The following is a 25101-nucleotide window of genomic DNA, read 5'->3' on the forward strand; positions in this document are numbered from 1 at the left end:
CCTTGGCAAAAGACGGAAAAAGTCCGCATATCGAAGTGCAGAAAGAGCGGAAACGCGAGGTCCGCGCCGGCAGTCGGGAAGCGTTCAAGCTGCGACTCCAGCTTTGGATAAATTCACTTTGCGGTCCCGGCCGATGGTGAGATCGTAGTCCGCCCATCGGTCGTCTTCATGGGTGGCCAGGATGATGAGACGATCTTGGCTTGCGGCCATAAGGGCGTCCCTGGCAGCTTTGGAGGCCTCACGGTCCAGCCCATTGAGGGGTTCATCCAGCAAGACAACATCGATGTTGCGGAGGGCCAATGCCGCTGTTAGGACGAGGCGTTGACGCTGGCCAAGTGAAAGGTCACTGACCCTGGTAGCAAGAATCGCATCGGTGATGAGGCCGTTGTCGGGGATTGGTGTTGTGAGGGGCCCGATCATGCCAAGTAATTCCCTCGCCGTGAGGTAGTCGAGGGTCAGGTATTCCGTGTCGAGATAGACCGCGGTGAACTTGTTCCTCCAGTCGCGGAAAGTTCCGCAGGAGGAATGGATCACGCCGCCGAGTAGTTTCAATAGAGTCGTCTTGCCGCTTCCGTTGCTCCCGCGGAGGGCTACAACGCCTCTTTCCGGCAACTCGATGCTCGTGCTGGTGAAGATGACATTGCTTCCGAAAGCGTGCTCTACGCACTTCAGGGACTTCATGATTCCTCTGTTTCTGTTGCCGTCAGGTCGCGTAACCATGACGTAGCATCTGCCACAAGTACTCCGATCAGCAGTGCAGCGACTATCACCAAGGCTCCTGCGACGGCAGGCAGCCATGCTGGCTCTGCCGATCCGGGAATGATGCCTCCCATGACCCCGGAAAGAACTACCGCCATGCCGGCGCACAAAGCTGCCCCCACGCCTGTCCTTGAGCGTTGGGACAGCTCGGCGATACGAGAGGCCGGAAGAACCGCTGTCCTCCGTTGGATGGCCAGGGCATCAGCAGCGATTTCAAAGATCGCCAGCGCGGCCAGCAGCAAAGCCGACTGTGGATTTCTGTGGACGAGCAAAGTCGTGATGAGACACGCCAAAGCGGGTAGTACAAGGACAGCGTTGGTGACAAGACTTCTGATTATCAGCGCCCTTGGTTTCCTTGGGGAGATGCGGAAAACAAACAATGCATATCCCAGAGTTTCAGGTGAGGATGTCCGCACGAATCCAGACCTGAAAAAAATCATTCCCAGGAAAAACACAGCAATAGACACGAAAGGGGCAATGCCGGGCCACGGTGTACCCTCACTAATTGACAGTGATAGTGAAGCCAGCAGTACTACGCTGCCGACCTTGATGCCCATGTCCAGGAATAAGCCACGTGTCTTGAGCGCGTATTTATGGGCAATTCCTGCGAACAGAATGGGTGTGGCTGATGCTGTAAGGATCAATGAAGCTACGGCAATCGCCATATCGATCATGATTTGGTCTTTGATGTTGACGGATGCCACAAGCATGTTCGACTGTGATATGAGCATGACCAGAGTTGCGGTCGCCGCTGCTGTTGCCATAATCGCGGACGGCCACGCCCGCCTCCTGCCGCTGGAAAGGAGCGTAACAGCGGCGCCCACCAGGGAGACGCTTCCCAGTGCATTGATCGGGTAGCCCCAGCGAAGATTCTGAACCACCAGCATCAATGCCAAGCCGATGTCCGGGATCGCCAGTCCTGCCCGCATTCCGCTTTCCAGCGCTCCCGTCAGGGTGGTCCATTGCCGGTGCGCCCGCCGGAAGCGACGCCGCGCTTGGAGTAGTCCGGCTGCGAGCACCAACGCAGCCATAGCTGCCAATTCCGGGGCGCTGAGCCGGATACCTAACGGGATCAGCCCTGTGGGTGGTGGCGTCCATCCAAGCCCGACCATCAAGACAAGCAGAGTTACTGCCTGTCCTGCCGTTACGGCGGCTTTGCTGGTGCCCAGGCTGATGGAGAACCCGAGGTCACTAAGTACATCCCGCAAGCGGCTGGCTTTGCGACGGAATTCGTTGATATACGTGGCACGTGCGCCGGAGAGAGCCACAGCGAAAGCGCTGCGCCACCGTGGCTGGGTGCTCAGTGGATTCATTGCGGCCCCCTCCGAGTTCAACGGCAGCGGTTTACCAGGCTACGAACTGCTTCAGTGCCCAGCGCTTGACGAGTCCGAAGATCACGCCTGCAAGGGCCGTGCCGATCCCGAACGAGGCGACGATGCCTGCAGCCAAGGCCGCCCATGAAAGTGCGTTGAGCGCGAAGTACAGATTGGTCGCCAGGCCAGAGGAGATGCCGAGGGTGGCGACGGCCTGGAATACCACGGACAAGGTGGCGAACAGGGCAGCCGTCACGCCGCCGACCTTAACCGCTTTTACAACGGCGGGATTGATATCACGCTGGACTTGTGTGATTGATGCGGACATGGAAATGCTCCTTTCAATATCATGCGAATGGATTCTTCAGGATCACTTGATAGTGGCTGTTTGTCTTCGGCCGAATGACTTGTTGCAGCCATCAAGGAGCATTGCCTATGAACTTGTAGCGGTCAAGCTACTCATTGATCCAAAGGGGCCTTATTCTTGCGATATTTGAGCCTACAAGTATCAGCAAAACTGCGTAACAAAGGCTCATTTAGTGCTCTAGAGGATGATCTTTGCAATTTTGCCGTCATGAACTTGATGCTGGCCTCACTCAGGCAAATCACCGGTGTTCTCCCGAATGAAGGATGCCAAAAAAAAGTTAAAAAAATCTCGAAACCTGCGACACGGACGGCCTGCCACTCATACATATGCGGGTATCGCGAGCGACATACCCCTCTGTTGGTAGGCCTGTTTTTCGCCCGACAAGGGCCGGTCCTCACGCCCGCTTGGGTTTGGACAGCACTGCAAGAAGTACGATGCCCGAACTGAACAGGGCTTGAACCATTGCCACAGCCCACGGAGTGTAGCCAAGGTAGAGCCCAACCAGCAGCGGAACCATCGCCAGGATCGTCAGGTCCAGCCCGTGCATCAGGGAGCCGAGCTGTGCGCGGGGCACGGGACCGAAGGGCGTGTCCACCGGGGGAGCCGACCAGTCCGGCGCGGCTTTGGTGGCAGAACGCAGCGTTCCGGCGCCCATTCCGACGCCGGCCAGTGTCCCCACGCCAATCAGGGCAGGATCGGAAGCGCCCAGGAGAACCAGAAGGCCGCTAAGGACGGTCATCCATACAGCCATGGCAAGGCACGGGATGAGGGTCCGGCTGGTACGGACCAGTGCCGGATGGAGGGGGAGCAGCGCATCGAGCTCCGGAACGAGGGCCGTCTTGCGCGCCACGCTCCCCATGCCCGACGCTGTTGCACAGCCAGCTATGACAACGATGGCCAGCTGTGCGAACTCCGGGAGTCCTCCTTCCACCAGCAGCATGGCGATGCAAGCACCCAGCCACAGCAAGGAAGCCAACAAGGGCGGATTCAGCCGGAGAAACGCTACTGTATCGGCGCGGATCAGCGCCCGGAGCGGGCCCGCCGGTCTGGCGAAGAAGCCTGCCGCCCTGCCGCCGTCGGCCGTTTTATGTCCGGCGCCCAGCGCGCGAAGTACCTCGTTGGAATCCATCATAAACAGGGAAGCACCGGTGTGGCCGGCCACCGCTCCGCCACGGATGAGCTCTTCACCCCGCACCTCACCAGCGCGTCGGCCCGCGACAGCCAGGAGCACGACGGCGGCCACCGCCACCAAAGCTTCCGGCCATGGTGCCCCTGGGGCCGTGGGAAGGACGGCGCACGCGAGGAGCGCAGCAACGCTCACCACCCGGCCGAGTCGGGCTCCAAGCATGCCGAGCTGCTGGAAGGCCGCCAAGGCCACCGCGATGACCCCGGAAACGCCAAAGGCCGCTGATGCAAGAAGGTGCTCCGGGCCGGTACGGTCCACGGCCGTAACGATGCTGAATGGCAGGTATACGACGGCAAGACCCACCCCCGTTAGTACAGCCTTGCGGAGGAAAGCCGGCAGAACCATCGGTCGGCGGTCGACGGGGAGGGACAGCCACCAGATGCTCTCGGGTCCGCCGACCGTGATAGGTCCGAGTTTGCGGGCAAGGTTGGTCACCACCAGCAGGACCGCGTACGTCGCTAGTGTCCACAGCACGGGCGCCGGAAGGACGAGCCATTGCGCCTTGATAATGCTGCTCCCAGTAGAGGAGCGGTCCGCGATCTCGTTACGCAGGGCAAGGACGAAGGAGGCTGCGATGGTCAGGGAAATGGCGATACCGAGTCCCCAACTGTACGCATCGACAAAGCGTTCGCTCCATGAGCCTCTGCTCCGCTTGTAGCGGCGGACCGATTGGCGAGCGAAACTGACGATGTCCCGCGCGAGGTGACGGTCCGGCGTCGTGCTTTCATGAATCAGCATGTCAGGACCCGGCAATGATCGAGGCTCCCTGCTTCGGACCGAATTCGCGGACGTCGTCGTCGATTACCAAACACGAAGAAGCGGTGGCGAGCAACAGGTCCGGATCGTGCGTTACCAGGACCACGGCGCCGCCGTGCTCAGCGATCCGTTCTCCGATGGCCACCCGCATCTTGGGATCAAGCCGCTGCTCCGGCTCGTCAAGAATCAGGAGCGACGACGGACGGATCAGCCCGGCTGCGAGCAGCAGCCTGCGTCGTTGCCCGGATGAGAGGGCGTCGGGGATAGCGTGGGCTCGTCCCTGCAAGCCGAAGAACTCCAGTTCTTCCTCGACCCGCGTTTCGGGATCCGCCACGGAGTGTCCGCGGGCGACGAGCAGCAAGTGTTCCCGGACAGTCAGCGAGGGGAAGAAGAGATCGTCGTCGAAGACAGCGGAGACCTCCCGCCGGAACGGTACGGCGTCGGCGTCGATGAGAAGGCCATGGACCTTCACCTCGCCGGCAAGGGCGGCCTGACGACCCGCTATGGTCCGGGCAACTGTTGACTTCCCGGCGCCGTTGGCACCCACGATTCCCAGGATCTCGCCGGCGCGCACGGTTGCCGACACCTCGCCACACACCGGAGATCCGGCATAACCCACCAGCAGGTTTTCGACGTCCAGTACAGTCCCCATGAGGCAACCCTACCGGCGCGCCGACGGCCCTCAGAGAAGTGAGCGGGCCTCGAGGTCCTCCATCGCCCAGCCAAGGATCCTCAGATCGAAGGGGTCGCGTTCCAGGATCCCGAAGAGATAAGCGTCGAAGTCCCACAGCCCAGCATTGCCGCCGTTGGCCCAGTACCACGCCCATAAATCGTCAAGGGTGATCTCATGCTCGAGGACGAGTATTCGTGCTGTCTGGCGTGAGTCCATGGGATTTCCACACTGCTGCCGCAGCATCGTGCCGCATCCAGCTGGTTGAGGCAGATTCCCAACTGGGAACCCGATTTCATCGTTTCACGTTCGTCGTTTATCCGAAACCCCTCTGGGTTGCGAATACTATGGGAACTTCCGAGGGAAACAGCCGCCCGAATAAGGGACCTCGCAATGAATCAGGAGTACATCGTGGATTCTGCCCGGACCTTTGAGTCGATCGTCATCATTTTTAATCCCAACAGCACAGGGGATGCGCCGGAGCTGGCGCAGCAATTGCATCAGCGGCTGAAGGAAGTTCTCAGCTACGAACCCGAGATCATCCTCCAACCCACGGAGCATGCCGGGCACGCGGTGGACCTTGCGCGGGAGGCCGCGGCGAAGGGCGGCGATGTCCTGGTGGTTTCCGTCAGTGGCGATGGCGGCTACAACGAGGTCGTCAACGGGGTGATGCAGGCCGGAAATCCCCGGGCGGTGTGCGCTGTTCGGGCCGCCGGAAACGCCAACGACCACAGCAGGATCATCGCCACCAAGCCCTTGGAAGAAGCCATCGCCGAGGGCCGGGTCCACAACATCGACCTCCTCCAAATCCATACGGGTCAGAAAGAGGACGAACCACTTGAGTACGCGCATTCCTACATAGGCTTCGGCTTGACCCCTGTGGTTGCCACCGAACTGGAAAAGGGCAGCAAAGGCGCCCTCAAGGAAATGGTCACTGTGATTCAGACCTTTTCCAAATTTGAGCCTTTCGGAGTTCGTTTGCCTGACGGGAAGCGTCACAAGTTCGACAGCCTGGTGTTCGCCAATATCCGTGAGATGGCCAAGTACGCCACCCTCAGCGACGCCGATGAGCACCCGTCCGATGGCAAGTTCGAGGTCATCATTTTCCCGCACATGCCAAAGTGGCGGGTCCTTTTGAAGGCGCTCAAGGCCACCACCCAGGGACTCGGCGACCAACCGAGCGTCAGCAGCTATGAATTCACCACCCTCAAGCCACTGCCGTATCAGATGGACGGCGAGGTGAAGAGCGTGGATGCGAACGTCAAGGTCAAGGTGGAGTGCGCACAGGGGGCTTTGGCGACGCTCGGCTAGGTGGCCGCCGGGGTTCAACCGCGTGCGCAAGCGGCGGTGACAAAGTCGTAGATACGTCCGCGCAGGTCAGTTGAGGCGGCCACTTTTATCAATCCTTGGCGCTCTCCCACCCTCACCCGGAGTGGGAGGAGCGTACCCACCTTGTCTTCGGCGACGGCATGCGGATCACAACGTGCGGGCCGGATGGTCAGTGCCAGCTCCTGCTGGGTCGCGCCCACGATGACGTTCCTAGGCCAGGGATCCGTGGGGGATTGGGCCAGCAACGTGGTCTCGTCGATCGATTCAATCGTGAGGCTTTTCGCCTGCGCCCCCTGACCGGCCGGTGTAATGACAAGACGCACGACGGCGGTCTGACCGTCCGCGGCCACCTTCAGTTCCGGGTCCAGTTCCAACGTGGCGACGGCGGCGGCCTGGGCCGCGATGCACAGCTCGGCTGAGTTTCTGGACAGTACGCCGAAGGGGTCGGCTGCGTCCGTCACCTCTTCGCTGGCTTCCTTACCGGGTGCCGTGAACTCAAGCGTTGCCTGGCTGGAACCGTTCTGCGCGGCTCCACATGACGCGGCCGGCAGTGCCGCAGGAACGCTTTTAGGTTGCCGGGACGGCAGTTCAAGGCCGTTCCCCGAGCGCTGCCAGAGTATGTCGCCGTCGAAAAGCGGTGAACGGACCCGTGCTCCGGTCACCGTCAGGACATCGTCAGTGGTGTTGGTTAACTGGATCTGGATGGCTTGCTTCCCGTACTGGTCACGGGATTGGTTGATTTCCACCGTAATGGGCGCAGTGCTGCTGCCGGACGATGGCGGGTTGGCCGGGGCGCTTGAGCTGCAGGCGGACAGGGCAGGCAGCATCGTGGCCAGGACCATGCAAGACGCAAGGACACGCCTTCTGCGGCACACCATGCGATCAGTGTAGGCGCCCCCAGTGCGCGGGTACGATGTCGCTCACGCACACCTGCCAACTCCGCCCATGGAGTTTGGCCACGAAAGGGGATATCCATGTCATTCCAGGCTTACCTCGACGCCATCGAAGACAAAACCGGCCTGACGCCGCGGCAGTTGGTGGACATCGCTGAATCCAAGGGCTTCAATGATCCTTCGGTCAAGGCCGGGACCATCCTTGAATGGCTCAAGGCCGATTATGACCTGGGGCGTGGCCACGGCATGGCGTTGGTGCACGTCATCAAGAAGGGGCCGCAGATCGACAGCAAGCATGTGGGATCGGAGGGAACTCACCGCGACGAGTCGGACACGCTGTGGTTGGACGGTAAGGCCAGCAAGCCAGCTTCATGATGGCGGGAGACACTGGCAACTAAACCATAAGCATGCTTAGCTTAAGGTGACACCCCAATCCTCCACCTGCGCAGAAAGGTTCCAGATGGCCACCGTGACCCAGTTGTTCAAGGCCCCTGCCGCAGATGTTTGGAAAGTCATCCAGGAGGGGTGGCTGTACTCAGGCTGGGTGGTGGGCGCCTCGAGGATCCGCTCCGTTGATGAGCAGTGGCCGGCCGAGGGCTCCCGGCTTCACCATTCCGTGGGATCCTGGCCATTCCTCATCGACGACAGCAGCCGCGTCACCGCCGTCGAACCCGAACGCAAGCTCGAACTTCTCGCGAGGGGTTGGCCGTTAGGCGAAGCCAAGGTGCTCATCACACTGGAAGACCTCGGTGCCTCCCAATGCCGGGTTTCCATCGCTGAGGATGCCGTGCGGGGCCCCGGCAAATTGGTGCCCAAGAAATTACGTGATCCCGTTATCGCTGTCCGGAACCGCGAAACCCTCAGGCGCTTGGAACTGATGGCAGTGGGCGGCGCGGGCAGGTCCTAGCGCCCGGGCGGGCCTTAGGGCCGCAGTACCCAGTCAAAGGCCTCCGCTTTGGACCGTGCGCCTTGGGCCGACTTGGAGCGGTTGGGCTCGTCGAGCTCCTGCAGTAAATGTTCCGAAAGCACCACCAGTTCGCCAAAGATTTCAGGCGTCAGCCAGTCGGGGCGGGTGGCGAACAGGATGTCTTCGCTGGACGTATTTCCGCTGGCACCGGGGGCGAAGGGGCATCCGCCCAGGCCGCCAAGCGCCCCGTCCACCATTTCAGCCCCTGCTTGGATGGCCGCTAGGGTGTTCGCCACGCCCAAACCCCACGTGTCATGGCCGTGATAGACGACGCGACGGGAAGGCGACTCGGTACGAACACGGGTGATCAGCTGGGCAACTTGTGCCGGGACCGCCTGTCCCAAGGTGTCGCAAATGACGATGTCGGTGGTGCCCTCGGCACGGGGGTCGTTGGCGATGGCGAGGATGCGTTCTTCGGGGACCTGGCCCTCGAACGGGCAGGTGAAGGACGTTGCAATGCAGAGCTGGATACGGCCGTCTACTGCCCGCGCGTACTCGATGGCCTCGGGCAGGGTTGCGAGGCTTTGATCGGTTGTGCGGCCGATGTTCGCCTTGTTGTGGGAGTCGGAAGCAGACAGGCAGTACTGGAAATTGCGCGCCCCGGCAGCTGCGGCCTTCGCAACATGGCCCGGGGTTGCTACCCAGATCCAGCACTTTTCGAGTTCCGCCGGGGTCAGGGCGTGCACCACTTCCAAGGTGTTGGCCATCGTGGGGACCAGGTCCGGCCGGGCCATGGACCCGAGTTCGATCGCCGGCACACCGAGCCGCAGCAACTCGCGAACAGTCTGGACCTTCTGTTCCGCGGAAAGGAGCTTGCCCGTCAGTTGGAGGCCGTCGCGAAGGGTGACGTCCCGCAGAATGGCGTTGCCCAGGGTTGCGGCCACGGGCCCTTCAGGACGGATCATGACTGAACAGCTCCCTCGCGGCCGGATGCATCGTTGATCTCGCTCTCGCTCATGCCAAGCAGCCCGCCGAGAACCTCCTGGGTGTTCTCGCCCAAATCCGGACCGAGGTTGCGAATGGGCAAGGACTCGCCACCGATAACGGGAACCACGCCAGGGAAGCCGACGCCAGTGAGGGTTTCTTCGCCCGTGGAGACATCGAATTTTTGGATCATGTTCCTGGCGGCGTATTGGTTGTCGCTGCTGATGTCGGCGGCGGTATAGATGGGACCCGCGGGAACACCCGCAGCTTCCAAGGCGGCCAGTGCCTCAGCCGGCGAAAGCGTGGCAGTCCATGCGCCGATCGCCTGGTCCAGCTCCTCACGCGCGGCCCAGCGACCCGCATTGCTCTGCAAGTCAGGTCGCCCCGCAAGGTCCGTACGGCCGATGGTCTGCATGTACCGCTGGAAAATCGAATCACCGTTACCTGCCACCACAATGCTCGCGCCGTCCTTGCAGACGTACGCATTCGAGGGGGCGATGCCCTCCATCCGGCCGCCGACCCGCTGGCGGTCCACGCCGTAGGCCTGGTAGTCGGGAATGAGGGATTCCATCATTGAAAACATTGACTCGTGCAGCGCGACGTCAATGACGCGTTCGGTGAGGGGAACCGCGCCAGCCGAGTCCCGGCGTCGTGCTTCACGCTGGTAGAGGCCCATTACGGAACCGAAGGCGGCGTAGAGTCCCGCGATCGAGTCTCCGATGGAGACGCCGACCCGCACCGGTGCGCGGTCGGGGTCGCCCACCAGGTTGCGGAAACCTCCGTAGGCTTCGGCGACGGCGGCAAAACCGGGACGCTCGGACAGTGGTCCCGTCTGCCCGAAGGCGGAGATGCGGGTCACCACAAGGTCCGGGTTGGCTTGGTTGAGAACCTCGGGACCGAGGCCCCACTTTTCCAGCGTGCCTGGGCGGAAATTCTCCAGCAGAATGTCTGATTTTGCCGCCAGGTCCAGGACGGCCCGCTTGCCGGCCTCGGTGCGGAGGTCCAGCACCACGGACTTCTTGTTGCGGTTCAACGTGCGGTACAGCATGGAGGTTGTGCCCTTGTGCAGACGCCAGTTTCGCAGTTCGTCGCCGGTTCCGGGCCGTTCGATCTTGATGACCTCGGCGCCGAAGTCGGCCAGCAGCCGGCCCGCGGTGGGCGCAGCGATGTAGTTGCCGAGTTCCAAGACCCGGACGCCGTCCAGCGGTGCGATTGGTTGCTGTGTCATGGTCCTCTTCCGTGCTGATGCCCCCTTTTGCAAACCTAGACTAGGCCCATGAGATTCGCCATCCGTCCCGCGGTTGAAACGGATGTTCCCGGAATTGTGACCGTGGAGACCCTGTCCGGCCGGTTGTCAGAGGCGGGAAGGGAGCCTTTCGCGGCAAAGATCGCTGCTGCAATATCCGACGAAGATCGCCTGGCTCTGGTGGCCGAGGCGAAATCGGACATGGCCCCCGGGCCGGGTTTCGCCGTCGTTGGCTGGGCGAAAACGCACCGTTACGACGTCGGTGACGGTCCGGCGCCGGCGGGTCACTATCTGGGCGGCCTTACCGTTGCGCCCGATTTCCGGCGTCGGGGACTTGCGGTTGCCTTGACCTCGCGCCGGCTTGAGTGGATCTGGGAACACGCTGACACTGCCTTGTACATCGTGAACGCGCGCAATGAGGCTTCACTGGCATTGCATCGTCGGTGGGGGTTCCGAGAGGTCGCGCGAGGACCGGTTTTTCACGGCGTAACGTTCGACGGCGGTGATGGCGTCTTGCTCGCGGCGGCGCGGCCGCCGTCCTGACCCCATGGGACCCCGCGCCGCCGTAGCATGGGTCCAGGGATGCGCCGACTGGGGGAGTGTGTGATGGGGCCGCTGGATTCGATCGAAAAAACTGCAAGGAAAACCCCGCCAACCAGCGTGGAAGTGCCGGCCAAGGCCCGGCGAAAGCGCTCCTCGCGGCTGCGCAAGCTGGAACTGGCGATCTTGGTGGTTTTGATCCTGGCTGTGGCCCTTTCCGCCACTCCTTGGCCGTCGGCACTGCTGATCCGCAGTGTTTTTGAGCGGGGAGCCCAGGCGACCATCGACGAAATGACGCCCTACGTTCCCGCTACTCCCTTGGATACGCGGATGGGGGTGGAGTACAAGCCGGGGTCCACCTTTGATGTCTTCAGTCCCCAGGGGACGACGGCGCCGCTACCTACTGTGGTGTGGATTCACGGAGGCGCTTGGATTTCCGGGGCACAGCGCGACGTCAATCCGTACCTCCAGATCATGGCCGACCAGGGCTACACCACCATCGGCATGAGCTATCCGATCGCACCCGAAGCCACGTACCCCACTGCTGTCCGCGACATCAACGAAGCCCTGGCCTACATCAAGGCGCACGCTGCCGGGCTCAATGTGGACACCAGCCGCATCGTCCTTGCCGGTGACTCTGCAGGGGCCCAGCTGGCCAGCCAGATGACAACGCTCACCGTCAACCCCGAGTACGCCAACCTCATGGGAATCCAGCCTGCGCTTCAGAAGTCCGAACTGGCTGCAACCATCCTGCACTGCGGCGTCTACGACCTGCGGGCCATGGCGGACCTGAACGGCATTGTGGCGTGGGGTTTCAAGACTGCCTTGTGGGCTTACACCGGCACCAAGGATTGGTCCGCAACCTATGCCGGGGCCACGATGTCCACCATCGACTTTGTCACCCCCGACTTCCCGCCGACCTTTATCAGCGGCGGCAACGGTGACGGCCTCACCTGGCTGCAATCGGTGCCCTACAGCAACCGGCTCAAAGATGCCGGAGTGCCCGTGACTGAGCTGTTTTGGCCGGCAACCCACCAACCTGAGTTGACGCACGAGTACCAGTTCCATCTGAACTTCGCCGAAGCCCGCGAGGCGAGGGACAAGACTTTCGATTTCCTGTCTGCGCACGCTGCGCGGCGTCCTTAATCTTCCGGCAGCTCGCCGGGAATACTTTCCCTCCCGCCCCTGTTCATTGATTTAGATGCAAACGCATGTAAACTGAATGAACGAGCAACAGGAGAAACGCCATGGAAACCCGCCGCATCACCGTACTTTCCGCCGGACTCGGCGTGCCGTCGTCGAGCCGTCTGCTGGCCGACCAGCTGGCCGCCTCCGCCGAGCGGCAACTGCGTGCGGCAGGCTATGAGGCGAGGATCGACGTCGTCGAGCTTCGCGACCTCGCTGTGGACATCGCGAACAACTTTGTCACCGGCTATGCGGCGCCCCGCCTAGCGGAGGTGATTGCCGGCGTCGAGGATTCCGACGCCATCATCGCTGTCAGCCCGGTGTTCAGTGCTTCCTACAGTGGCCTTTTCAAGTCGTTCATCGACGTCCTCGATCCCAAGTCGCTGGATGGCAAGGCGGTCCTGCTGGGTGCTACCGGCGGCACCGACCGCCACCAGATGGTCCTGGACTACGCCATGCGCCCGCTGTTCACGTACCTCCGGACGCGGATTGCCGCTACCGCCGTTTTCGCGGGGCCACAGGACTGGGGAAACGACGACGGCGGCTCGCCACTGTCGTCGCGGGTGGACCGGGCAGCCGGTGAACTCGTGCAACTGCTGAGCGGCCCCCAGCCCGGCCGCAAGGCTCCGGTTCTTGAGTCGCTGCCGTTTGAGCAGCTGCTCGCCGGAATCTCGGCAGGCAGGTAGTCCGAACTTTTACCCAGGTTGGGTCGTTGGGGCAAGCATGAAGTGTCCTGTGGATTCCATTGACCTGGTGATGAGCGAACGAAGCGGCGTGGAGATCGATTACTGCCCGAAATGCAGGGGAGTGTGGCTGGATCGCGGCGAGCTGGACAAGATCATCGACCGTGTAGCGGCGGAGACCGTCCCTTCGGCATCGCGGCCTGTCCCGCTGGCGCCCCAGCCTCCGATCGCCCCGCCGCCCCTCTATAACCCCTTCGAGTCCCGTCCGCAGGAATCGCGGTATGAGGACAGGGGGCGGCGCGACTACGACCGGGACTACGATCGGCGCGAGTATGAGCGGCGGGGTGACCGGGACCAGTACGGCCGTAAGCGGAAGAAGAAGGAAGGCTTCCTTGGCGACCTCTTCGACTTTTAGTCAGTCGTCCAGGAGTTCGATGAATTCACGGGCCTGTTTGATGTTGATGTCCGAGTGGCGGGTCAAAGCCAGTGCCGCACCCTCAACATCACCACTCTTTGCCAGCGTACGGATCCGGCCGTAGATTTCGTCGTTGAGCATATTGCTGCTGACTTCACGGGTCACATCGCCCTTGCTCACGATCGCCCTGTAGCGGTAGGGGAAGCGCTCGGGCTCGTCGTCATCATCGGCGAGCAGGTCCTTGGCGGGGGTTTCCGGCGTGAACGGCTGGGGGTGCGCCGCCAAGGCACCCACGGCGTTGCGCGAGGCACGAAGGCCTTCTCCCGTGGCTTGCAGATAGAGCTTGATGGCGGCCATGCCCTGGCCCTGGGCTATCAGCGAATACAGCTGGCGGTGCTGCTCCTGGTTGAGCTTGGCTGCTGACTCCCTGGCCAGTTCCACCGGGTCCTTCGGCGCACTCGTTGCCTGGGCGTTTGCCTTCGTTTCCGCTGAGCGCTTGGTGAATGAATGAATAAGCAGGAGCACTCCCGCGACGACCGCAATGAGGATCAGGAGCGGGATGAGGATTGAATCCATGGCGTTGTCAGAGCCGATCTACGTAGTTCTTGGCGGTAAGCAAATCTGAATGGGTGGCTTGGCGAAGAACTTTGATGGCCTCGATCTTCTTTCCGCTGCGGACCAGGTTCTGCAGCTCAAAGGCGAGCTGGGGGTTGAGCGGGCCGTTGGGGAGGACCGCGGGCTGCTGACCTGGCTGATTGGCGGCCGGAGCGCGTCCGGTCTGTGCCTGGATTGCCGCGTTGTTCGGTTGCGCATGCTGGCTGTGCTGGGCTGCGTTCTGGCTGGGCTTGGTCGTAGCCTCGATGCGGGCTCGAAGGGCCAACGCCTGCTGGACTTGGGAAGCCTGGTGCGCGGCGGAACGGGCCGCGAGTTCGCGTTGGTATCTTTCGGCGTCCGACATGCCCGTATCCCGCGGTCTGAAGGCCGCCGACAGCGCCCACAGCAGGCCCAGGAGGACGAGCAACGGAAGGGCAACCGTCAGCACGTCACCAAAGTTCATCCCCATGCTTAGAGCTTATGCCAGAAGTGCGTTATCCACAGCACATTCCACGGTCGGCATAGGCTTCCGAGAGCATGGTGTCAAATTAAGGCATGGAATGTAAGTTCCATCACATTTGGGGCATGTTTGGGGTGTTTTTGCCCGCTTCTGCAGACTCGGGAATCGACACGGCTGTGGATGATTTGTGGGCAAAATTTTCTTTAGTCCACAGCTTGTGAGCAACGTTTCCGCAGGTCAGAGCGTTGATGCCGCTCAAAGAATTTCTCTATCCACAGAGTAACGCACAGTCTGTGCACAACGTTGAGGTGGTATTCCACAAGTTATCCACAGGGGTCATCTGCCACCTGCTGTAACGTGTCTGAAGTGTCCATTTTGGGCACTCATTTACCCGCATTGAGTTTCCAGGCCCGTCAAAAAGTCACAACCCGTGACGGGCTCAAGGAAGGCACTGTGGATAACTTGTGGATACCGCTATTTTGTCGGGGCCGGCTGGCATTGTCAGAGGAAACCCGGCGGACGGCGTAGCCACACACTGCGCTTTGTGACCGCCAGGGAGTACATCTTTGCGGCGGTACATATTTGGAGGACGGCTTTGTCAGTTACGCACTTGGACTCAATCGAGGGCACTCGCGCTTCGGACTCGAGCCGGAAGCCTCCCCAGGACATCCCTGCTGAACAATCCGTACTCGGCGGCATGATGCTGTCCAAGGACGCAATCGCGGACGTCGTGGAGATCGTCCGTGGGCACGACTTCTACCGTCCGGCCCACGAGACCATCTACGAGTCCATCATCGACCTCTATGGCCGGGGCGAACCAGCTGACGCCGTTACGGTGTCGGACGAACTCACCAAGCGCGGCGAGATCAACCGGATCGGCGGGCCGGCGTACCTTCACGAGCTCATCCAGACCGTCCCCACCGCGGCGAACGCCGGTTACTACGCGGAAATCGTGGCCGAGCGCGCCGTGCTTCGCCGTCTGGTGAATGCCGGAACCAAGATCGTCCAGATGGGCTACGGCCAGGACGGCGAGGTGGAAGATCTCGTCAACCAGGCACAAGCCGAGGTTTACGCAGTTGCTGAAAAGCGTACGGCCGAGGACTACGTGGCGTTGAAGGACGTCATGGAGTCCACCGTGGACGAAATCGAAGCTTCGGGGCACCGCGGCGAAGGCATGACAGGCGTCCCCACCGGGTTCTACGAACTCGACGAACTGACGCACGGCCTCCACCCGGGCCAGATGATCGTTATCGCAGCCCGTCCTGCCGTCGGTAAGTCCACATTCGCGTTGGACTTTGCCCGTTCCGCTGCCATCAAGAACAACCTGGCCACGGTCATGTTCTCCCTGGAAATGGGCCGGAACGAGATTGCGATGCGTCTTCTCTCCGCAGAAGCCACCATCGGCCTTCAGGACCTCCGCAAGGGCACCATCAAGGACGAACAGTGGTCCAAGATCGCCACCACCATGGGCCGCATGAACGATGCTCCCCTCTTCATTGATGACAGCCCGAACATGTCGCTGATGGAGATCCGGGCCAAGTGCCGCCGCTTGAAGCAGCAGCACGACCTCAAGCTGGTCATCCTTGACTACCTCCAGCTCATGAGCTCGGGCAAAAAAGTGGAATCCCGCCAGCAGGAAGTTTCCGAGTTCTCGCGTGCCCTCAAGCTGCTTGCCAAGGAGTTGCAGGTACCCGTGATCGCCCTGTCGCAGCTGAACCGTGGTTCGGAGCAGCGCCAGGACAAGCGGCCCATGGTTTCGGACCTTCGTGAATCCGGCTCCATCGAGCAGGACGCCGACATGGTCATCCTGCTTCACCGTGAAGATGTCTACGACAAGGAATCCCCGCGTGCGGGCGAGGCCGACATCCTCATTGCAAAGCACCGTAACGGTCCCACCAAGGACATCGTTGTGGCTTTCCAGGGTCACTACTCACGCTTCGCCAACATGGCTGGCGAGACCGGCGGTGGGGGTTTCTAGGCCCGCGGGATTTTTTGCGTAGGACAACGCGGACAGTAGCCTTGCTGGAGTCCGCGCCTGCGGATGCAGTACAGAGAAATATTGGGGGGACACATATGAAGAAGAATTTGCTGCCCGGACTCGGGGCAACTGTATTGATGGTTACGGCATTGACGGCCTGCGGTGGCGCTACGGCATCACCGCAATCCTCGTCGGGCCCTGCCAGCGAGACGGCTACTGCAACACCAACGCCCGCGAAGCAGTACACCAAGGACGAGCTCGTCGCTTTGGTGGGGCAGATCAAGGAAGCTGACGGTACTAGCCGTGCAGTAGTTTCCGACCAAGAGCTGGTGGCCCAGTATGAACCCGTTCGCGTGCTCAACAAGGCAGTTATTGAACCTTCGGAATGCGGGAACCTCGGCACGCTTGGTGTGTACCAACCCGTGGACGGCGCCGCGTCTGCCGGCACTACCAGGTCCAAGGCGGGTGAGTTCATCACCAGCGTGGTCCTGGCCTCCGGCGTCGAATCCGCGGCGCTCCAGGCAAGCCTGGACAAGAGCGAGTCGCAGATCGAGACATGCAAGACGGTGACGCTGTCGGCTGAGGGGGACGTCATGACCCTTACGACGGAAAGGATCGACGGCGTCGGCTCAGTCCCGGGGACTGTGGCCTCCAAGACCGTCATGGTCATGCCTGACGGAAAGTCAGGAGCCATCTACAACGCGTACGCCCTCAAGGACGGAGTCCTGATCTCGGCTTCCGCATCCAGTAACAGCTCTGCAACCGGCGGACCGGAAACAGCCGGTGCGCTCATGGATCAGGCCGCAGCGCTGATCAAGTAGCTTCGAAAAAGGCCGTACGCACGAGGTGTCCTCGTACGTACGGCCTTTTTGTGGCTCTTGGCTGGCGAGTTCAGTACTCGCCCTTGATCACGAAGTAGGAGCCACGGATCGTTCCGGCCAGCTTGGACTTTTGCCGGGCGAACTTGAACTTCGAGTCCAGCTCCTCGGGGACGTCCATGCCGTCGGCGAGCTTGAAGCCCACCGCCCGCTTTCCCTCGCCCGTGCTGTACATGACATTGATCGACAAGCCGGACTCGTAGAACACGTATGCCATCTGCAGGTCCTCCACCTGGAAAGCCGTGGCTTCCAACGGCTTGGACTTGATCACGATGTCCCGCTCTTCCTTAAGGATCCGGCTCACCCTGTCCACTACCTCAGGGAGCTCCTCGGCGGGGCTCACCGTGAAGTCGTGGTCGTACTTATTCTTGTAATAGCGGGCTTCGTTGGCACGCAGCCCGGCTGCCGCCTCGGCGACAGGTGAGGACTCAAGTCCAACTGTGGATACGGTCTTGAAGTCAACGGTGTAGGGCATCAGCTCTCCTGGTCCGGCGTGTTTGCACCAATGCTACTGATGGGGCGGCCCGGGCCGGCTGAACTTGCCCCTAGCAGCCCTCGAAGTCGCTCAGCACCTTGACCTTTGCAGCCGACCCCGAGGACGGATCGAAGGCGTAGCCGATCCACTCCTTCGCCAGCCGACGGGCAAGCTCCACGCCCACAACGCGCTGGCCCATGGTGAGGACTTGGCAGTCGTTGGACAGAATGGAGCGTTCCACGGAGAACGAATCGTGCGCTGCCGTAGCCCGGATTCCCGGCACCTTGTTCGCGGCAATGGCCACACCGATTCCCGTACCGCAGAACAGGATGGCGCGGTCGGCTTTGCCGTCCCGGATCATCTCACCGGCCGCGATACCCACATAGGGATACGGGCGCGAGAAGTCCTCATCGTCACGATGGACTCCGATATCGATCACTTCGGTGATCCGTGAGTCGGCCTGGAGGTCGGCCAGGATTCGGTCCTTGTAGTCAACGCCGGCTTCGTCGGCGCCCACGATGATGCGCATGGTGGTGGTTCTCCTAGTGGTTGGCGGCAGCTACGGGAACTGCAGTGAAATGGGGTCCGACGGCGGCAAACACCATGGCGAGCGACGTCGCCCCGGGATCGGGCGTGCCGATGCTTTTCTCGGCGAGTGGCCTGGCACGGCCCTTGAGGGGTCGAAGGTCCGCGGTGGACGCAGCCGCGGTTGTTGCATCAGCCGCGGCAGTTGCCCACGCGTGTTCCAAGGGCGTACCGGCAGCCACACCTTTCTCCAGCGAGGAAACAAACGGCAGCAGCGCATCCATCATGGTCTTGTCGCCGATCTCCGCCTTTCCAAGGCTCGCCATGCGGTCAGCGAAGGCACGGACAGACTCGGTGAGGACCTCCGGCGTCGGGATTTCCGCGTCTCCCAAGCGTTCACCAAAAGCGCGCAGCCCGGCACCCCACAGGACGCCCGACGTGCCGCCGGCTTTATCGGCCCAGGCGTCTCCAGCGGCAATCAGGACCGAACCAGCGCCGGCGCCCACGGAAAAGGCGGCCGCAGCAGCCTCGAGGGATGCCGCCGAGCCGCGGACCATGCCGCGTCCATGGTCGCCGTCGCCGGCTATGGCATCCATGTCGCCCAGCATGGTTTCGGAAGAACGCAGCAGGGCGGCCGCGGTCTCCAAAGCACCAAGGCACTGACCCGCGTAGGCGCGGGAAGCCTCTGTGGAGGAGTAGTGGGCCGCTTCCGTGACGAAATCCTCGGAGGCGTCCTCGGAGGCAACAACGTCGAATCCGACGGACCCCCGACGGTACGCTGGCGTCAGCGCCGGGGCTGTCCAGTACTGCTCCAGTTCGTCATCGAGCCACGTGAGCGTCAGCGATGCGCCGGCCATGTCCAAGGACGTCACCAGTTCGCCAACTTCCGGCATCACCAGCGTGTAGCCGGCGTCGCGAAGCAGGGGAGCCACGGTGCGCCAAAGGACGAAGAGCTCCTCGTGTTTGGTTGAACCCAGGCCGTTCAGGATCACCGCGAGCCGCGTCGAACCGCCCGCAGGAGCCTCCTCCAGCACGCGCCGTACCAGTTCCCGGCCAAGCTCGACGGCGGTGGGCAGCTCGGTATCGAACAGTCCGGGTTCGCCGTGGATGCCCAGGCCCAGGCCCATCTGTCCCTCGGGAAGGCGGAAGAGCGGAGCATCGGCACCAGGGAACGTGCAGCCACCGAACGCTGTTCCGATGGTGCGTGTGAGCTCGTTCGTCTTGCGGCCCAACCGGACCACGGAGTCCAGATCCAGTCCGGCCTCAGCGGCAGCACCCATGACCTTGAAGACCACGAAGTCGCCGGCAATTCCGCGGCGCTTTTCGATCTCGGAAAGGGGAGCGCTGGCGATGTCGTCCGTGACCAGCACGTTTTCCGCCCGGATGCCTTCAGCGTTCAAGCGCTCGCTGGCCATTCCGAAATTCATGACGTCCCCGGCATAGTTGCCGTAGGTGAACACCACCCCGGCTCCGGAGTTGGCAGCCTTCGCCACGGAGTAGGCCTGCTGGGTGGACGGTGAGGTGAAGATATTGCCCACCACGGCACCGTCAGCGAAACCCGGGCCGATGATGCCGGCGAATGCGGGATAGTGGCCCGAGCCACCGCCTGTGATCACGGCGACTTTTGGCGTGGCCGGCCGGTTGCGTCGTACAGCTCCGCCCTCAACCTGGCGAACGAGGTCCGAGTGGGCGTCACAGAAGCCGGCAAGCGCTTCATCTGCAAAGTCAGCGGGATCGTTGAAGATTTTGGTCATGGTGGGTCCTGGTTTTCCTCGAAGAACGGGACTAGTGGATGTGGCTGCCGCCGTTGATGTCGATCGTGGTGCCAGTGAGGTACGCGGAATCCTCGGAGGAGAGGAACGTGATGACGGCGGCCACTTCCTCCGTAGTGGCATTGCGGCCCAAGGGGATGCCGGCGTTGATGGCGGCTTCCTGCTCTTCAGTGCTGCCCACGCGGATGTTGGTGTCTACTGCGCCGGGGGTGATGGCGTTGACGGTCACGCCGGTTTCACCGATTTCACGGGCCAGGGCCTTGGTGAATCCGAGGATGGCCGCCTTGGCTGCCGAGTAGGGAACCTTGCCGAACACGCCACCGCCGCGCTGCGCGGAAACGGAGGACATGTTCACGATGCGGCCCCAGCCGTTGGCGATCATGTCCGGCAGGAACGCCTTGGTTACGAGGTAGGTGCCGGTGGCGTTGACGTCCATGACCTTGTGCCACAGTTCAAGCGTGGTTTCGAGGAACGGGACGGGCGAGGTGATTCCGGCGATGTTCGCCAAGGCGCCGACGGGAGGAAGGTGACCGCTGGAAACCTCAGCGGCAACGGCTGCCTGGGCAGCTGCGACGGAAGCTTCGTTGGCGACGTCGATCTCGTAACCGAAAGCCGGGACGTTGAACTCGTTGCCGATTTCGGCGGCAACCTTGGCGGACTTCTCGCCGTCGAGGTCCAGGATGGCGACGCCCCATCCTTGGGCGGCGTAGCGGCGGGCGGTGGTGAGGCCGATGCCGCGCTCTGAGGTGGCTCCGGTGAGGACGGCGGTGCGCTGGATGGTGGTCATGGTGCTCCTTGAAAGTTGTGGTTGTTAGATGAGGTCTGAGATGTAGCTGCCGGCTTTGGCGGCGGCGGCCGGTCGCTCGTCGTGGGTGACGTCGCGCGTTTCGAGTTCCAGTGAGAAGTGGCCGGTGTAGCCGGCGCCCCGCAGCTTTGAGAGGCCGGCGGCAAAGTCAGCCTGGCCATTGCCGATGCTGAGGTTGATGTTGCCGGGCTGCGTGTCAGTGGCAGCCGTCGCGTCGCGGAGGTGCACATGGGTGATGCGCTCGCCAAACCGCGAAACGAAGTCCTCGGGGTCGCCGCCGGAGGCAACGATGTGGCTGAAGTCCATGACGATTCCGACATCGGAACCGGCCAGGCGGTCTGCGAGCAGCTGCGCGCGTTCGATGTTCCAGCAAAGCCGGAAGTAGTGGAGGGACTCGGTCCACAGCTCGACGCCGAACTCCTTGGCCCGCTCCGACGCGTGGATCAGCTGCGAAGCAACAGCGTCGATGTCTTCTTCCAAACTGCGCACAGGATCGTGGTCGATCGCTCCGCATGGGAGGACAAGCGCCTTCGCGCCGGTCTTCTCCGCCAGGCTGAGCAGCATCCCAAGGTGGCGTTCGCGCGCTTCCGCGGCACCGGCGTCGAGCGTTGCGTTCAGGTCGCCGACGTCGCCGTTGACCGAGCGGACGCGGAGTCCGGAATCACGCACGACGGCGGCAACCGCCTCGACTGCCTTGGCGTCAAGTATGTAGGGCACGTGGTCGCAGACGCCGGGGAGGGCGCCCAGGTCAATCTCCTCGAAGCCGAGCCCGCGCATGGTGTGCAGGGCGGCGGCGAGGTCCTGGTGTCGAAAGCTGATGGAAGAACAGCCCAGTCGGTGATGAAACATCGTCGTTGATCCTCAAGTTGAGCCCCTCGACGGAGAAGGGCCTTAGTGATGGACACCACGTTAGCTTCGTTAACTGTCAACAGTCAACCTCTCAAGTTGACTGTTGACATTGCTGGTGGTCTCGGTCACAGTTGACGTATTATGTTGACTGTCGACAGTGGGGTTGCCGAAGAAGCGCCGCACTTTTGAAAGGGAAAGACACTCATGAGCAATGAAGCTCTGACCATGCGTGGTCCGGTTCATGGAACCAAGGAAGCAAAGCGCGTCGCCGTCGGCTCGGGCGTGGGCGCAGTCATCGAAACCTATGACTTCATCGGTTTCGGCACCGCCGCTGCGCTGTACTTCGGTACGGCCTTCTTCCCGGGCGCCGACCCGGTAACTGGCACCCTGGCCTCCTTCGCGACCCTCGGCGTCGGCTTCGCTGCCCGTCCGCTGGGCGGCATCATCGGTGGCCACCTTGGTGACAAGCTCGGTCGCAAGCCGGTGCTGGTGGCCTCGCTGATTCTCATGGGCCTGGCGACTTTTGCTATCGGCTTGCTACCTACTTACCAGCAGGTTGGCCTTCTGGCTCCCGCGCTCCTGGTTCTTGTGCGCATCATCCAAGGCCTTGCCTTCGGTGCTGAATGGGGCGGTGCCATTTTGATGAGCTACGAGCACGCACCGTGGCGCAAAAAGGGCCAGTTCACGGGAATCGTGCAGGCCGGCTTCCCCGTTGGCTTGTTGCTCGCGAACCTCGTGTTCCTCTTCAGTGTTGGCCTCGGCAGCGAATGGGCGTGGCGCGTGCCGTTCCTGGCGAGCATCCTGCTGGTGGCCGTTGGTTTGATCATCCGTTCCAAAGTTCCCGAGTCCCCGGTCTTTGAGGACGTCAAGACCAAGGGCGACATCGTGAAGTCCCCCATCGTTGAGGTCATCAAGACCGACTGGCGCAACATCGTCCGCGGCATCGGCCTCCGCATCGCCGAAACCGCAGGCTACGCCGTCTCCGTGACCTACATGATTTCCTACCTGCACAGCACCAAGCTCGCAGACAAGACCCAGACCCTGGTTGCCCTGTGCATCGCGGCCGCCATCGGCATCTTCGCCACCTACGCCTGGGGTAAGTTGACCGACAAGGTAGGCCGCCGGCCCGTCTACATCTGGTCCACCGCGTTCGCCGTTGTCTTCGGCATCCCGATGTTCCTCCTGGTCAACACCGGTCTCTTCATCTTCATCATCGCCACCATTGTGATCGCGTACGCCGTGTGCCAGAACTCCCTCGCCGGTGCCCAGGGCGCTTGGTTCCCGGAACTCTTCCAGGCCAAGACCCGTTCCTCCGGCGCCTCCCTGGCCTACCAGATCTCCGCCATGGTCTCCGGTTTTACGCCCTTCATCACCACGCTGCTGTTTGTGAGCTTTGGTTGGGTTGGCCCTGCAGCCCTCTTCAGCATCTATGGCGCGATCGGTCTGTGGGCCGCGCTGGTCACCAAGGAAACCTGGGGTAAGCGTGAGCGCAAGCTCGCCGAAGAAGCCGCCAGCAAAACTCCCCAGACGGTAAACGCCTAAGCAACCACTCGACGTCGGGCGCGTTCTCCCCATCGGTACGCGCCCGACCCGGAAGGAATCCAGTGTCTCTCTCATCAGTAGAAGCAGCGCCCGCTTTGCCGGCCGCCGAGCGCGTCGAGCGTATCCGCGCTGCTGCCTATCACATCCGCCACCACGCCCTGAACATGGGCGAGGTACAAGGCCAAGGCTACGTCGGTCAGGCGCTGGGTGCCGCGGACATGTTCGCCGCCGTATACGCCGACCAGCTCAGCTACCAGGCCGAAAACCCTCACTGGGAGGGCCGGGACCGGTTCCTGCTCTCCACGGGCCATTACGCGATCGGACACTACGCGGCGCTGGCTGAAGCCGGAATCGTCCCGGTTGCCGAGCTGGAAACCTACGGTTCGGATGATTCCCGCCTGCCGATGTCCGGAATGTCCACCTACACCCCGGGCATGGAAATCTCCGGCGGTTCGCTGGGCCACGGCCTCACGATTGCCGTGGGTATGGCATTGGGCTTGCGGGCCCAAGGTTCGGCTTCGCGGGTAATCAACTTCCTTTCCGACGGTGAGTTGGATGAAGGTTCGACCTGGGAGGCGGCCATGGGGGCGCACCACCACCAGCTGGGCAACCTCATCGCCATGGTGGACATCAACGCACTCCAGGCCGACGGCGCCACCAACACGGTGCTGCGCACCGAGCCGGTGACGGAGAAGTGGGAATCGTTCGGTTGGTACACGCAGCGGGTGGACGGGAACGACGTCGGTGCGCTGCTGGCTGCGTTCGACAACATCGCCTCGGTTTCCGATCCGGTCGGGAGGCCGTCCGTGATCCTGTGTGACACCAAGGTGGGCCGTGGCGTGCCACTGCTGGAGACCCGCGAGAAGGCGCACTTCATGCGCATCGAAGAAAACGAATGGCAGATCTGCCGCGATCAGTTGACTGCAGGATACGAAGGGACGGTCTCAGCATGAGCACCACCACGGCAAAGCCGAAGTTGAAGACCTCGGCCATGATCGCCTCGTTCGCCGACCCTGGCCAGAAGACCACGTCCGCCCCGTTCGGGCACGCTCTGGTGGCAGCCGCGGAAGCCAACCCTGCGATTGTCGGGTTGACCGCGGACCTGGGCAAGTACACGGACATGCACATCTTCGCGAAGGCCTTCCCGGAGAGATTCTTCCAAATGGGCATGGCCGAGCAGCTCCTGTTTGGTGCAGCCGCCGGCATGGCTGAGACCGGGCTGGTTCCTTTCGCGTCCACCTACTCCGTGTTCGCAGCCCGGCGTGCCTACGACTTCCTGTGCCTGGACATCGCCGAGCCCAACTTGAACGTCAACATCGTCGGCGGCCTGCCTGGCCTGACCACGGGCTACGGGCCAAGCCACCAGGCAACCGAAGACATGGCGATCTTCCGCGGCATGCCCAACCTGACCATCGTGGACCCGTGCGACTCCGTGGACATCGAACAGGCAGTTCCGCAGCTCGCCGCCTCGGACGGCCCTACGTACCTGCGGTTGCTGCGCGGCAACGTGCCGACTGTCCTGGATGAGTACGACTACACATTCGAGCTCGGCAAAGCGAAGGTCCTGCGCGGCGGCAACGACGTCGTATTCGTTTCCTCGGGCCTGATGACCATGCGTGCGCTGCAGGCCGCGGACGCCCTGGCTGCCCACAACGTTGACGTGGCAGTGGTTCACACTCCGACGATCAAGCCCTTCGACTCGGCAACCGTGCTGGCTGAACTGAACACGGATCGCCTCGCCGTGACGCTTGAGAACCACACCGTTGTTGGCGGTTTGTTCGAAACTGTTGCCTCCGCCGTCGTAAGTGCCGGTCTTGGCAAGCGCGTGGTTCCCATCGCGCTTCCGGACCAATTCCTCGACGCCGGCGCGCTGCCGACACTGCACGAACGATACGGACTGTCCGTCGACCGGATCGTGGCAAAGGTGCTGGCTGAACTCGCCTAGCCCTCCGGAGTTTTTGTACAGCTAATGCCCTTAAAGCCGCTTCCA

General features: G+C 62.2%; 28 protein-coding genes. 12 read left to right on the top strand and 16 right to left on the bottom strand.

From position 1 onward, the window contains the following. Positions 1-84: 84 nt before the first annotated feature. The 6 genes from FDP28_RS08130 to FDP28_RS08150 form a co-directional block, all read right to left on the bottom strand. On the bottom strand, positions 85-681 hold the full coding sequence (locus FDP28_RS08130; protein ID WP_186313556.1) for an ABC transporter ATP-binding protein: 597 nt from the start codon (positions 679-681) through the stop codon (positions 85-87). Then, positions 678-1874: a hypothetical protein gene (locus tag FDP28_RS20510; protein ID WP_186313557.1), complete on the bottom strand. Its 1197-nt coding sequence runs from the start codon at positions 1872-1874 to the stop codon at positions 678-680. The genes FDP28_RS08130 and FDP28_RS20510 overlap by 4 nt, the downstream gene beginning before the upstream one ends. Positions 1875-2103: 229 nt before the next feature. Next, on the bottom strand, positions 2104-2400 hold the full coding sequence (locus tag FDP28_RS08135) for a hypothetical protein (protein ID WP_144660360.1): 297 nt from the start codon (positions 2398-2400) through the stop codon (positions 2104-2106). A gap of 433 nt (positions 2401-2833) precedes the next feature. Next, the gene (locus FDP28_RS08140) at positions 2834-4363 is read right to left on the bottom strand and encodes a DUF6297 family protein (RefSeq protein ID WP_144660362.1); all 1530 of its coding nucleotides are present in this window, start codon (positions 4361-4363) and stop codon (positions 2834-2836) included. A 1-nt stretch (position 4364) separates the two neighbouring features. Then, complete coding sequence (locus FDP28_RS08145; protein ID WP_144660364.1) at positions 4365-5033, bottom strand: ABC transporter ATP-binding protein; 669 nt, start codon at positions 5031-5033, stop codon at positions 4365-4367. A 30-nt stretch (positions 5034-5063) separates the two neighbouring features. Next, complete coding sequence (locus FDP28_RS08150) at positions 5064-5270, bottom strand: hypothetical protein (RefSeq protein ID WP_260842386.1); 207 nt, start codon at positions 5268-5270, stop codon at positions 5064-5066. A gap of 174 nt (positions 5271-5444) precedes the next feature. Here FDP28_RS08150 and FDP28_RS08155 point away from each other — a divergent pair, with 174 nt between their 5' ends. Beyond that, positions 5445-6362: a diacylglycerol/lipid kinase family protein gene (locus FDP28_RS08155; protein WP_260842387.1), complete on the top strand. Its 918-nt coding sequence runs from the start codon at positions 5445-5447 to the stop codon at positions 6360-6362. A 14-nt stretch (positions 6363-6376) separates the two neighbouring features. Here FDP28_RS08155 and FDP28_RS08160 read toward each other — a convergent pair whose 3' ends face one another. Then, positions 6377-7258, bottom strand: a complete 882-nt coding sequence (locus FDP28_RS08160; RefSeq protein ID WP_144660369.1) for a hypothetical protein — start codon at positions 7256-7258, stop codon at positions 6377-6379. A gap of 96 nt (positions 7259-7354) precedes the next feature. Here FDP28_RS08160 and FDP28_RS08165 point away from each other — a divergent pair, with 96 nt between their 5' ends. Together FDP28_RS08165 and FDP28_RS08170 are read left to right on the top strand one after the other, a co-directional pair. Further along, positions 7355-7648: a DUF4287 domain-containing protein gene (locus FDP28_RS08165; protein WP_144660372.1), complete on the top strand. Its 294-nt coding sequence runs from the start codon at positions 7355-7357 to the stop codon at positions 7646-7648. Between the two features lie 85 nt (positions 7649-7733). Then, entirely contained in the window at positions 7734-8180 is a 447-nt protein-coding gene (locus FDP28_RS08170; RefSeq protein ID WP_144660374.1) for an SRPBCC family protein, read from the top strand. A 14-nt stretch (positions 8181-8194) separates the two neighbouring features. Here the strand turns inward: FDP28_RS08170 and FDP28_RS08175 are convergent, their stop codons facing one another. Together FDP28_RS08175 and FDP28_RS08180 are read right to left on the bottom strand one after the other, a co-directional pair. Next, entirely contained in the window at positions 8195-9145 is a 951-nt protein-coding gene (locus FDP28_RS08175) for a beta/alpha barrel domain-containing protein (protein WP_144660377.1), read from the bottom strand. Continuing rightward, positions 9142-10392 carry a CaiB/BaiF CoA transferase family protein gene (locus FDP28_RS08180; RefSeq protein ID WP_144660379.1) on the bottom strand — a complete coding sequence of 417 codons (1251 nt, stop codon included), beginning with the start codon at positions 10390-10392 and terminating at the stop codon, positions 9142-9144. Before FDP28_RS08180 ends, FDP28_RS08175 begins: the two co-directional genes overlap by 4 nt. 48 nt (positions 10393-10440) lie before the next feature. Between FDP28_RS08180 and FDP28_RS08185 the strand changes: the two genes are divergently transcribed. The 4 genes from FDP28_RS08185 to FDP28_RS08200 all read left to right on the top strand — a co-directional run bounded on the left by FDP28_RS08185 (position 10441) and on the right by FDP28_RS08200 (position 13233). Beyond that, complete coding sequence (locus FDP28_RS08185; protein WP_144660382.1) at positions 10441-10953, top strand: GNAT family N-acetyltransferase; 513 nt, start codon at positions 10441-10443, stop codon at positions 10951-10953. A 63-nt stretch (positions 10954-11016) separates the two neighbouring features. Beyond that, positions 11017-12096 carry an alpha/beta hydrolase gene (locus FDP28_RS08190; RefSeq protein ID WP_144660383.1) on the top strand — a complete coding sequence of 360 codons (1080 nt, stop codon included), beginning with the start codon at positions 11017-11019 and terminating at the stop codon, positions 12094-12096. Positions 12097-12197: 101 nt separating this feature from the next. Continuing rightward, the gene (locus FDP28_RS08195) at positions 12198-12821 is read left to right on the top strand and encodes an FMN reductase (RefSeq protein ID WP_144660386.1); all 624 of its coding nucleotides are present in this window, start codon (positions 12198-12200) and stop codon (positions 12819-12821) included. Between the two features lie 49 nt (positions 12822-12870). After that, positions 12871-13233, top strand: a complete 363-nt coding sequence (locus tag FDP28_RS08200; protein WP_260842388.1) for a TFIIB-type zinc ribbon-containing protein — start codon at positions 12871-12873, stop codon at positions 13231-13233. On the opposite strand, the gene FDP28_RS08205 is transcribed toward FDP28_RS08200, so the two are convergent. Beyond that, positions 13234-13809, bottom strand: a complete 576-nt coding sequence (locus tag FDP28_RS08205) for a hypothetical protein (protein WP_144660391.1) — start codon at positions 13807-13809, stop codon at positions 13234-13236. Positions 13810-13816: 7 nt separating this feature from the next. Then, the gene (locus FDP28_RS08210; protein ID WP_144660766.1) at positions 13817-14290 is read right to left on the bottom strand and encodes a hypothetical protein; all 474 of its coding nucleotides are present in this window, start codon (positions 14288-14290) and stop codon (positions 13817-13819) included. A 592-nt stretch (positions 14291-14882) separates the two neighbouring features. On the opposite strand from FDP28_RS08210, the gene dnaB reads away from it, so the two are divergent. Together dnaB and FDP28_RS08220 are read left to right on the top strand one after the other, a co-directional pair. Further along, positions 14883-16265 (top strand): replicative DNA helicase, encoded by a 1383-nt coding sequence (gene dnaB, locus FDP28_RS08215; RefSeq protein WP_144660393.1) that lies wholly within the window; start codon positions 14883-14885, stop codon positions 16263-16265. Between the two features lie 95 nt (positions 16266-16360). Further along, positions 16361-17086 carry a hypothetical protein gene (locus tag FDP28_RS08220; RefSeq protein ID WP_144660396.1) on the top strand — a complete coding sequence of 242 codons (726 nt, stop codon included), beginning with the start codon at positions 16361-16363 and terminating at the stop codon, positions 17084-17086. Positions 17087-17156: 70 nt separating this feature from the next. Here FDP28_RS08220 and FDP28_RS08225 read toward each other — a convergent pair whose 3' ends face one another. The 5 genes from FDP28_RS08225 to FDP28_RS08245 all read right to left on the bottom strand — a co-directional run bounded on the left by FDP28_RS08225 (position 17157) and on the right by FDP28_RS08245 (position 21569). Next, positions 17157-17618, bottom strand: coding sequence for a phage tail protein (locus FDP28_RS08225; RefSeq protein WP_144660398.1), 462 nt, complete (start codon positions 17616-17618; stop codon positions 17157-17159). A 70-nt stretch (positions 17619-17688) separates the two neighbouring features. Further along, positions 17689-18147, bottom strand: coding sequence for a ribose-5-phosphate isomerase (locus FDP28_RS08230; protein WP_144660401.1), 459 nt, complete (start codon positions 18145-18147; stop codon positions 17689-17691). A 13-nt stretch (positions 18148-18160) separates the two neighbouring features. Continuing rightward, a complete protein-coding gene (locus FDP28_RS08235) occupies positions 18161-19897 on the bottom strand; it encodes a dihydroxyacetone kinase family protein (protein WP_144660404.1) in 1737 nt (578 codons plus the stop codon). A gap of 31 nt (positions 19898-19928) precedes the next feature. Continuing rightward, the gene (locus FDP28_RS08240) at positions 19929-20702 is read right to left on the bottom strand and encodes an SDR family NAD(P)-dependent oxidoreductase (protein ID WP_144660407.1); all 774 of its coding nucleotides are present in this window, start codon (positions 20700-20702) and stop codon (positions 19929-19931) included. Positions 20703-20726: 24 nt separating this feature from the next. Continuing rightward, entirely contained in the window at positions 20727-21569 is an 843-nt protein-coding gene (locus tag FDP28_RS08245; protein ID WP_144660409.1) for a sugar phosphate isomerase/epimerase family protein, read from the bottom strand. Between the two features lie 204 nt (positions 21570-21773). Between FDP28_RS08245 and FDP28_RS08250 the strand changes: the two genes are divergently transcribed. The 3 genes from FDP28_RS08250 (at position 21774) to FDP28_RS08260 (ending at position 25056) form a co-directional block, all read left to right on the top strand. Next, on the top strand, positions 21774-23111 hold the full coding sequence (locus FDP28_RS08250) for an MFS transporter (protein ID WP_144660411.1): 1338 nt from the start codon (positions 21774-21776) through the stop codon (positions 23109-23111). A 62-nt stretch (positions 23112-23173) separates the two neighbouring features. Further along, positions 23174-24064 carry a transketolase gene (locus tag FDP28_RS08255; RefSeq protein ID WP_144660413.1) on the top strand — a complete coding sequence of 297 codons (891 nt, stop codon included), beginning with the start codon at positions 23174-23176 and terminating at the stop codon, positions 24062-24064. Continuing rightward, positions 24061-25056, top strand: coding sequence for a transketolase family protein (locus tag FDP28_RS08260; protein ID WP_144660415.1), 996 nt, complete (start codon positions 24061-24063; stop codon positions 25054-25056). Before FDP28_RS08255 ends, FDP28_RS08260 begins: the two co-directional genes overlap by 4 nt. The last annotated feature ends 45 nt before the right edge of the window (positions 25057-25101 follow it).

Origin of the sequence: Paenarthrobacter nicotinovorans, assembly GCF_007670255.1 — a bacterium.
Taxonomy (GTDB): Bacteria; Actinomycetota; Actinomycetes; order Actinomycetales; family Micrococcaceae; genus Arthrobacter; species Arthrobacter nicotinovorans_B.

Coding starts and splice junctions, on each gene's coding strand:
- FDP28_RS08220 (WP_144660396.1), top strand. CDS start 16,361: ATGAAGAAGAATTTGCTGCCCGGACTCGGGGCAACTGTATTGATGGTT.
- FDP28_RS08130 (WP_186313556.1), bottom strand. CDS start 681: ATGAAGTCCCTGAAGTGCGTAGAGCACGCTTTCGGAAGCAATGTCATC.
- FDP28_RS08240 (WP_144660407.1), bottom strand. CDS start 20,702: ATGACCACCATCCAGCGCACCGCCGTCCTCACCGGAGCCACCTCAGAG.
- FDP28_RS08165 (WP_144660372.1), top strand. CDS start 7,355: ATGTCATTCCAGGCTTACCTCGACGCCATCGAAGACAAAACCGGCCTG.
- FDP28_RS08155 (WP_260842387.1), top strand. CDS start 5,445: ATGAATCAGGAGTACATCGTGGATTCTGCCCGGACCTTTGAGTCGATC.
- FDP28_RS08210 (WP_144660766.1), bottom strand. CDS start 14,290: ATGAACTTTGGTGACGTGCTGACGGTTGCCCTTCCGTTGCTCGTCCTC.
- FDP28_RS08150 (WP_260842386.1), bottom strand. CDS start 5,270: ATGGACTCACGCCAGACAGCACGAATACTCGTCCTCGAGCATGAGATC.
- FDP28_RS08245 (WP_144660409.1), bottom strand. CDS start 21,569: ATGTTTCATCACCGACTGGGCTGTTCTTCCATCAGCTTTCGACACCAG.
- FDP28_RS08190 (WP_144660383.1), top strand. CDS start 11,017: ATGGGGCCGCTGGATTCGATCGAAAAAACTGCAAGGAAAACCCCGCCA.
- FDP28_RS08180 (WP_144660379.1), bottom strand. CDS start 10,392: ATGACACAGCAACCAATCGCACCGCTGGACGGCGTCCGGGTCTTGGAA.
- FDP28_RS08140 (WP_144660362.1), bottom strand. CDS start 4,363: ATGCTGATTCATGAAAGCACGACGCCGGACCGTCACCTCGCGCGGGAC.
- FDP28_RS08230 (WP_144660401.1), bottom strand. CDS start 18,147: ATGCGCATCATCGTGGGCGCCGACGAAGCCGGCGTTGACTACAAGGAC.
- FDP28_RS08250 (WP_144660411.1), top strand. CDS start 21,774: ATGAGCAATGAAGCTCTGACCATGCGTGGTCCGGTTCATGGAACCAAG.
- FDP28_RS08135 (WP_144660360.1), bottom strand. CDS start 2,400: ATGTCCGCATCAATCACACAAGTCCAGCGTGATATCAATCCCGCCGTT.
- FDP28_RS08145 (WP_144660364.1), bottom strand. CDS start 5,033: ATGGGGACTGTACTGGACGTCGAAAACCTGCTGGTGGGTTATGCCGGA.
- FDP28_RS08260 (WP_144660415.1), top strand. CDS start 24,061: ATGAGCACCACCACGGCAAAGCCGAAGTTGAAGACCTCGGCCATGATC.
- FDP28_RS08195 (WP_144660386.1), top strand. CDS start 12,198: ATGGAAACCCGCCGCATCACCGTACTTTCCGCCGGACTCGGCGTGCCG.
- FDP28_RS08225 (WP_144660398.1), bottom strand. CDS start 17,618: ATGCCCTACACCGTTGACTTCAAGACCGTATCCACAGTTGGACTTGAG.
- FDP28_RS08160 (WP_144660369.1), bottom strand. CDS start 7,258: ATGGTGTGCCGCAGAAGGCGTGTCCTTGCGTCTTGCATGGTCCTGGCC.
- FDP28_RS08185 (WP_144660382.1), top strand. CDS start 10,441: ATGAGATTCGCCATCCGTCCCGCGGTTGAAACGGATGTTCCCGGAATT.
- FDP28_RS08175 (WP_144660377.1), bottom strand. CDS start 9,145: ATGATCCGTCCTGAAGGGCCCGTGGCCGCAACCCTGGGCAACGCCATT.
- FDP28_RS08205 (WP_144660391.1), bottom strand. CDS start 13,809: ATGGATTCAATCCTCATCCCGCTCCTGATCCTCATTGCGGTCGTCGCG.
- FDP28_RS08170 (WP_144660374.1), top strand. CDS start 7,734: ATGGCCACCGTGACCCAGTTGTTCAAGGCCCCTGCCGCAGATGTTTGG.
- FDP28_RS08235 (WP_144660404.1), bottom strand. CDS start 19,897: ATGACCAAAATCTTCAACGATCCCGCTGACTTTGCAGATGAAGCGCTT.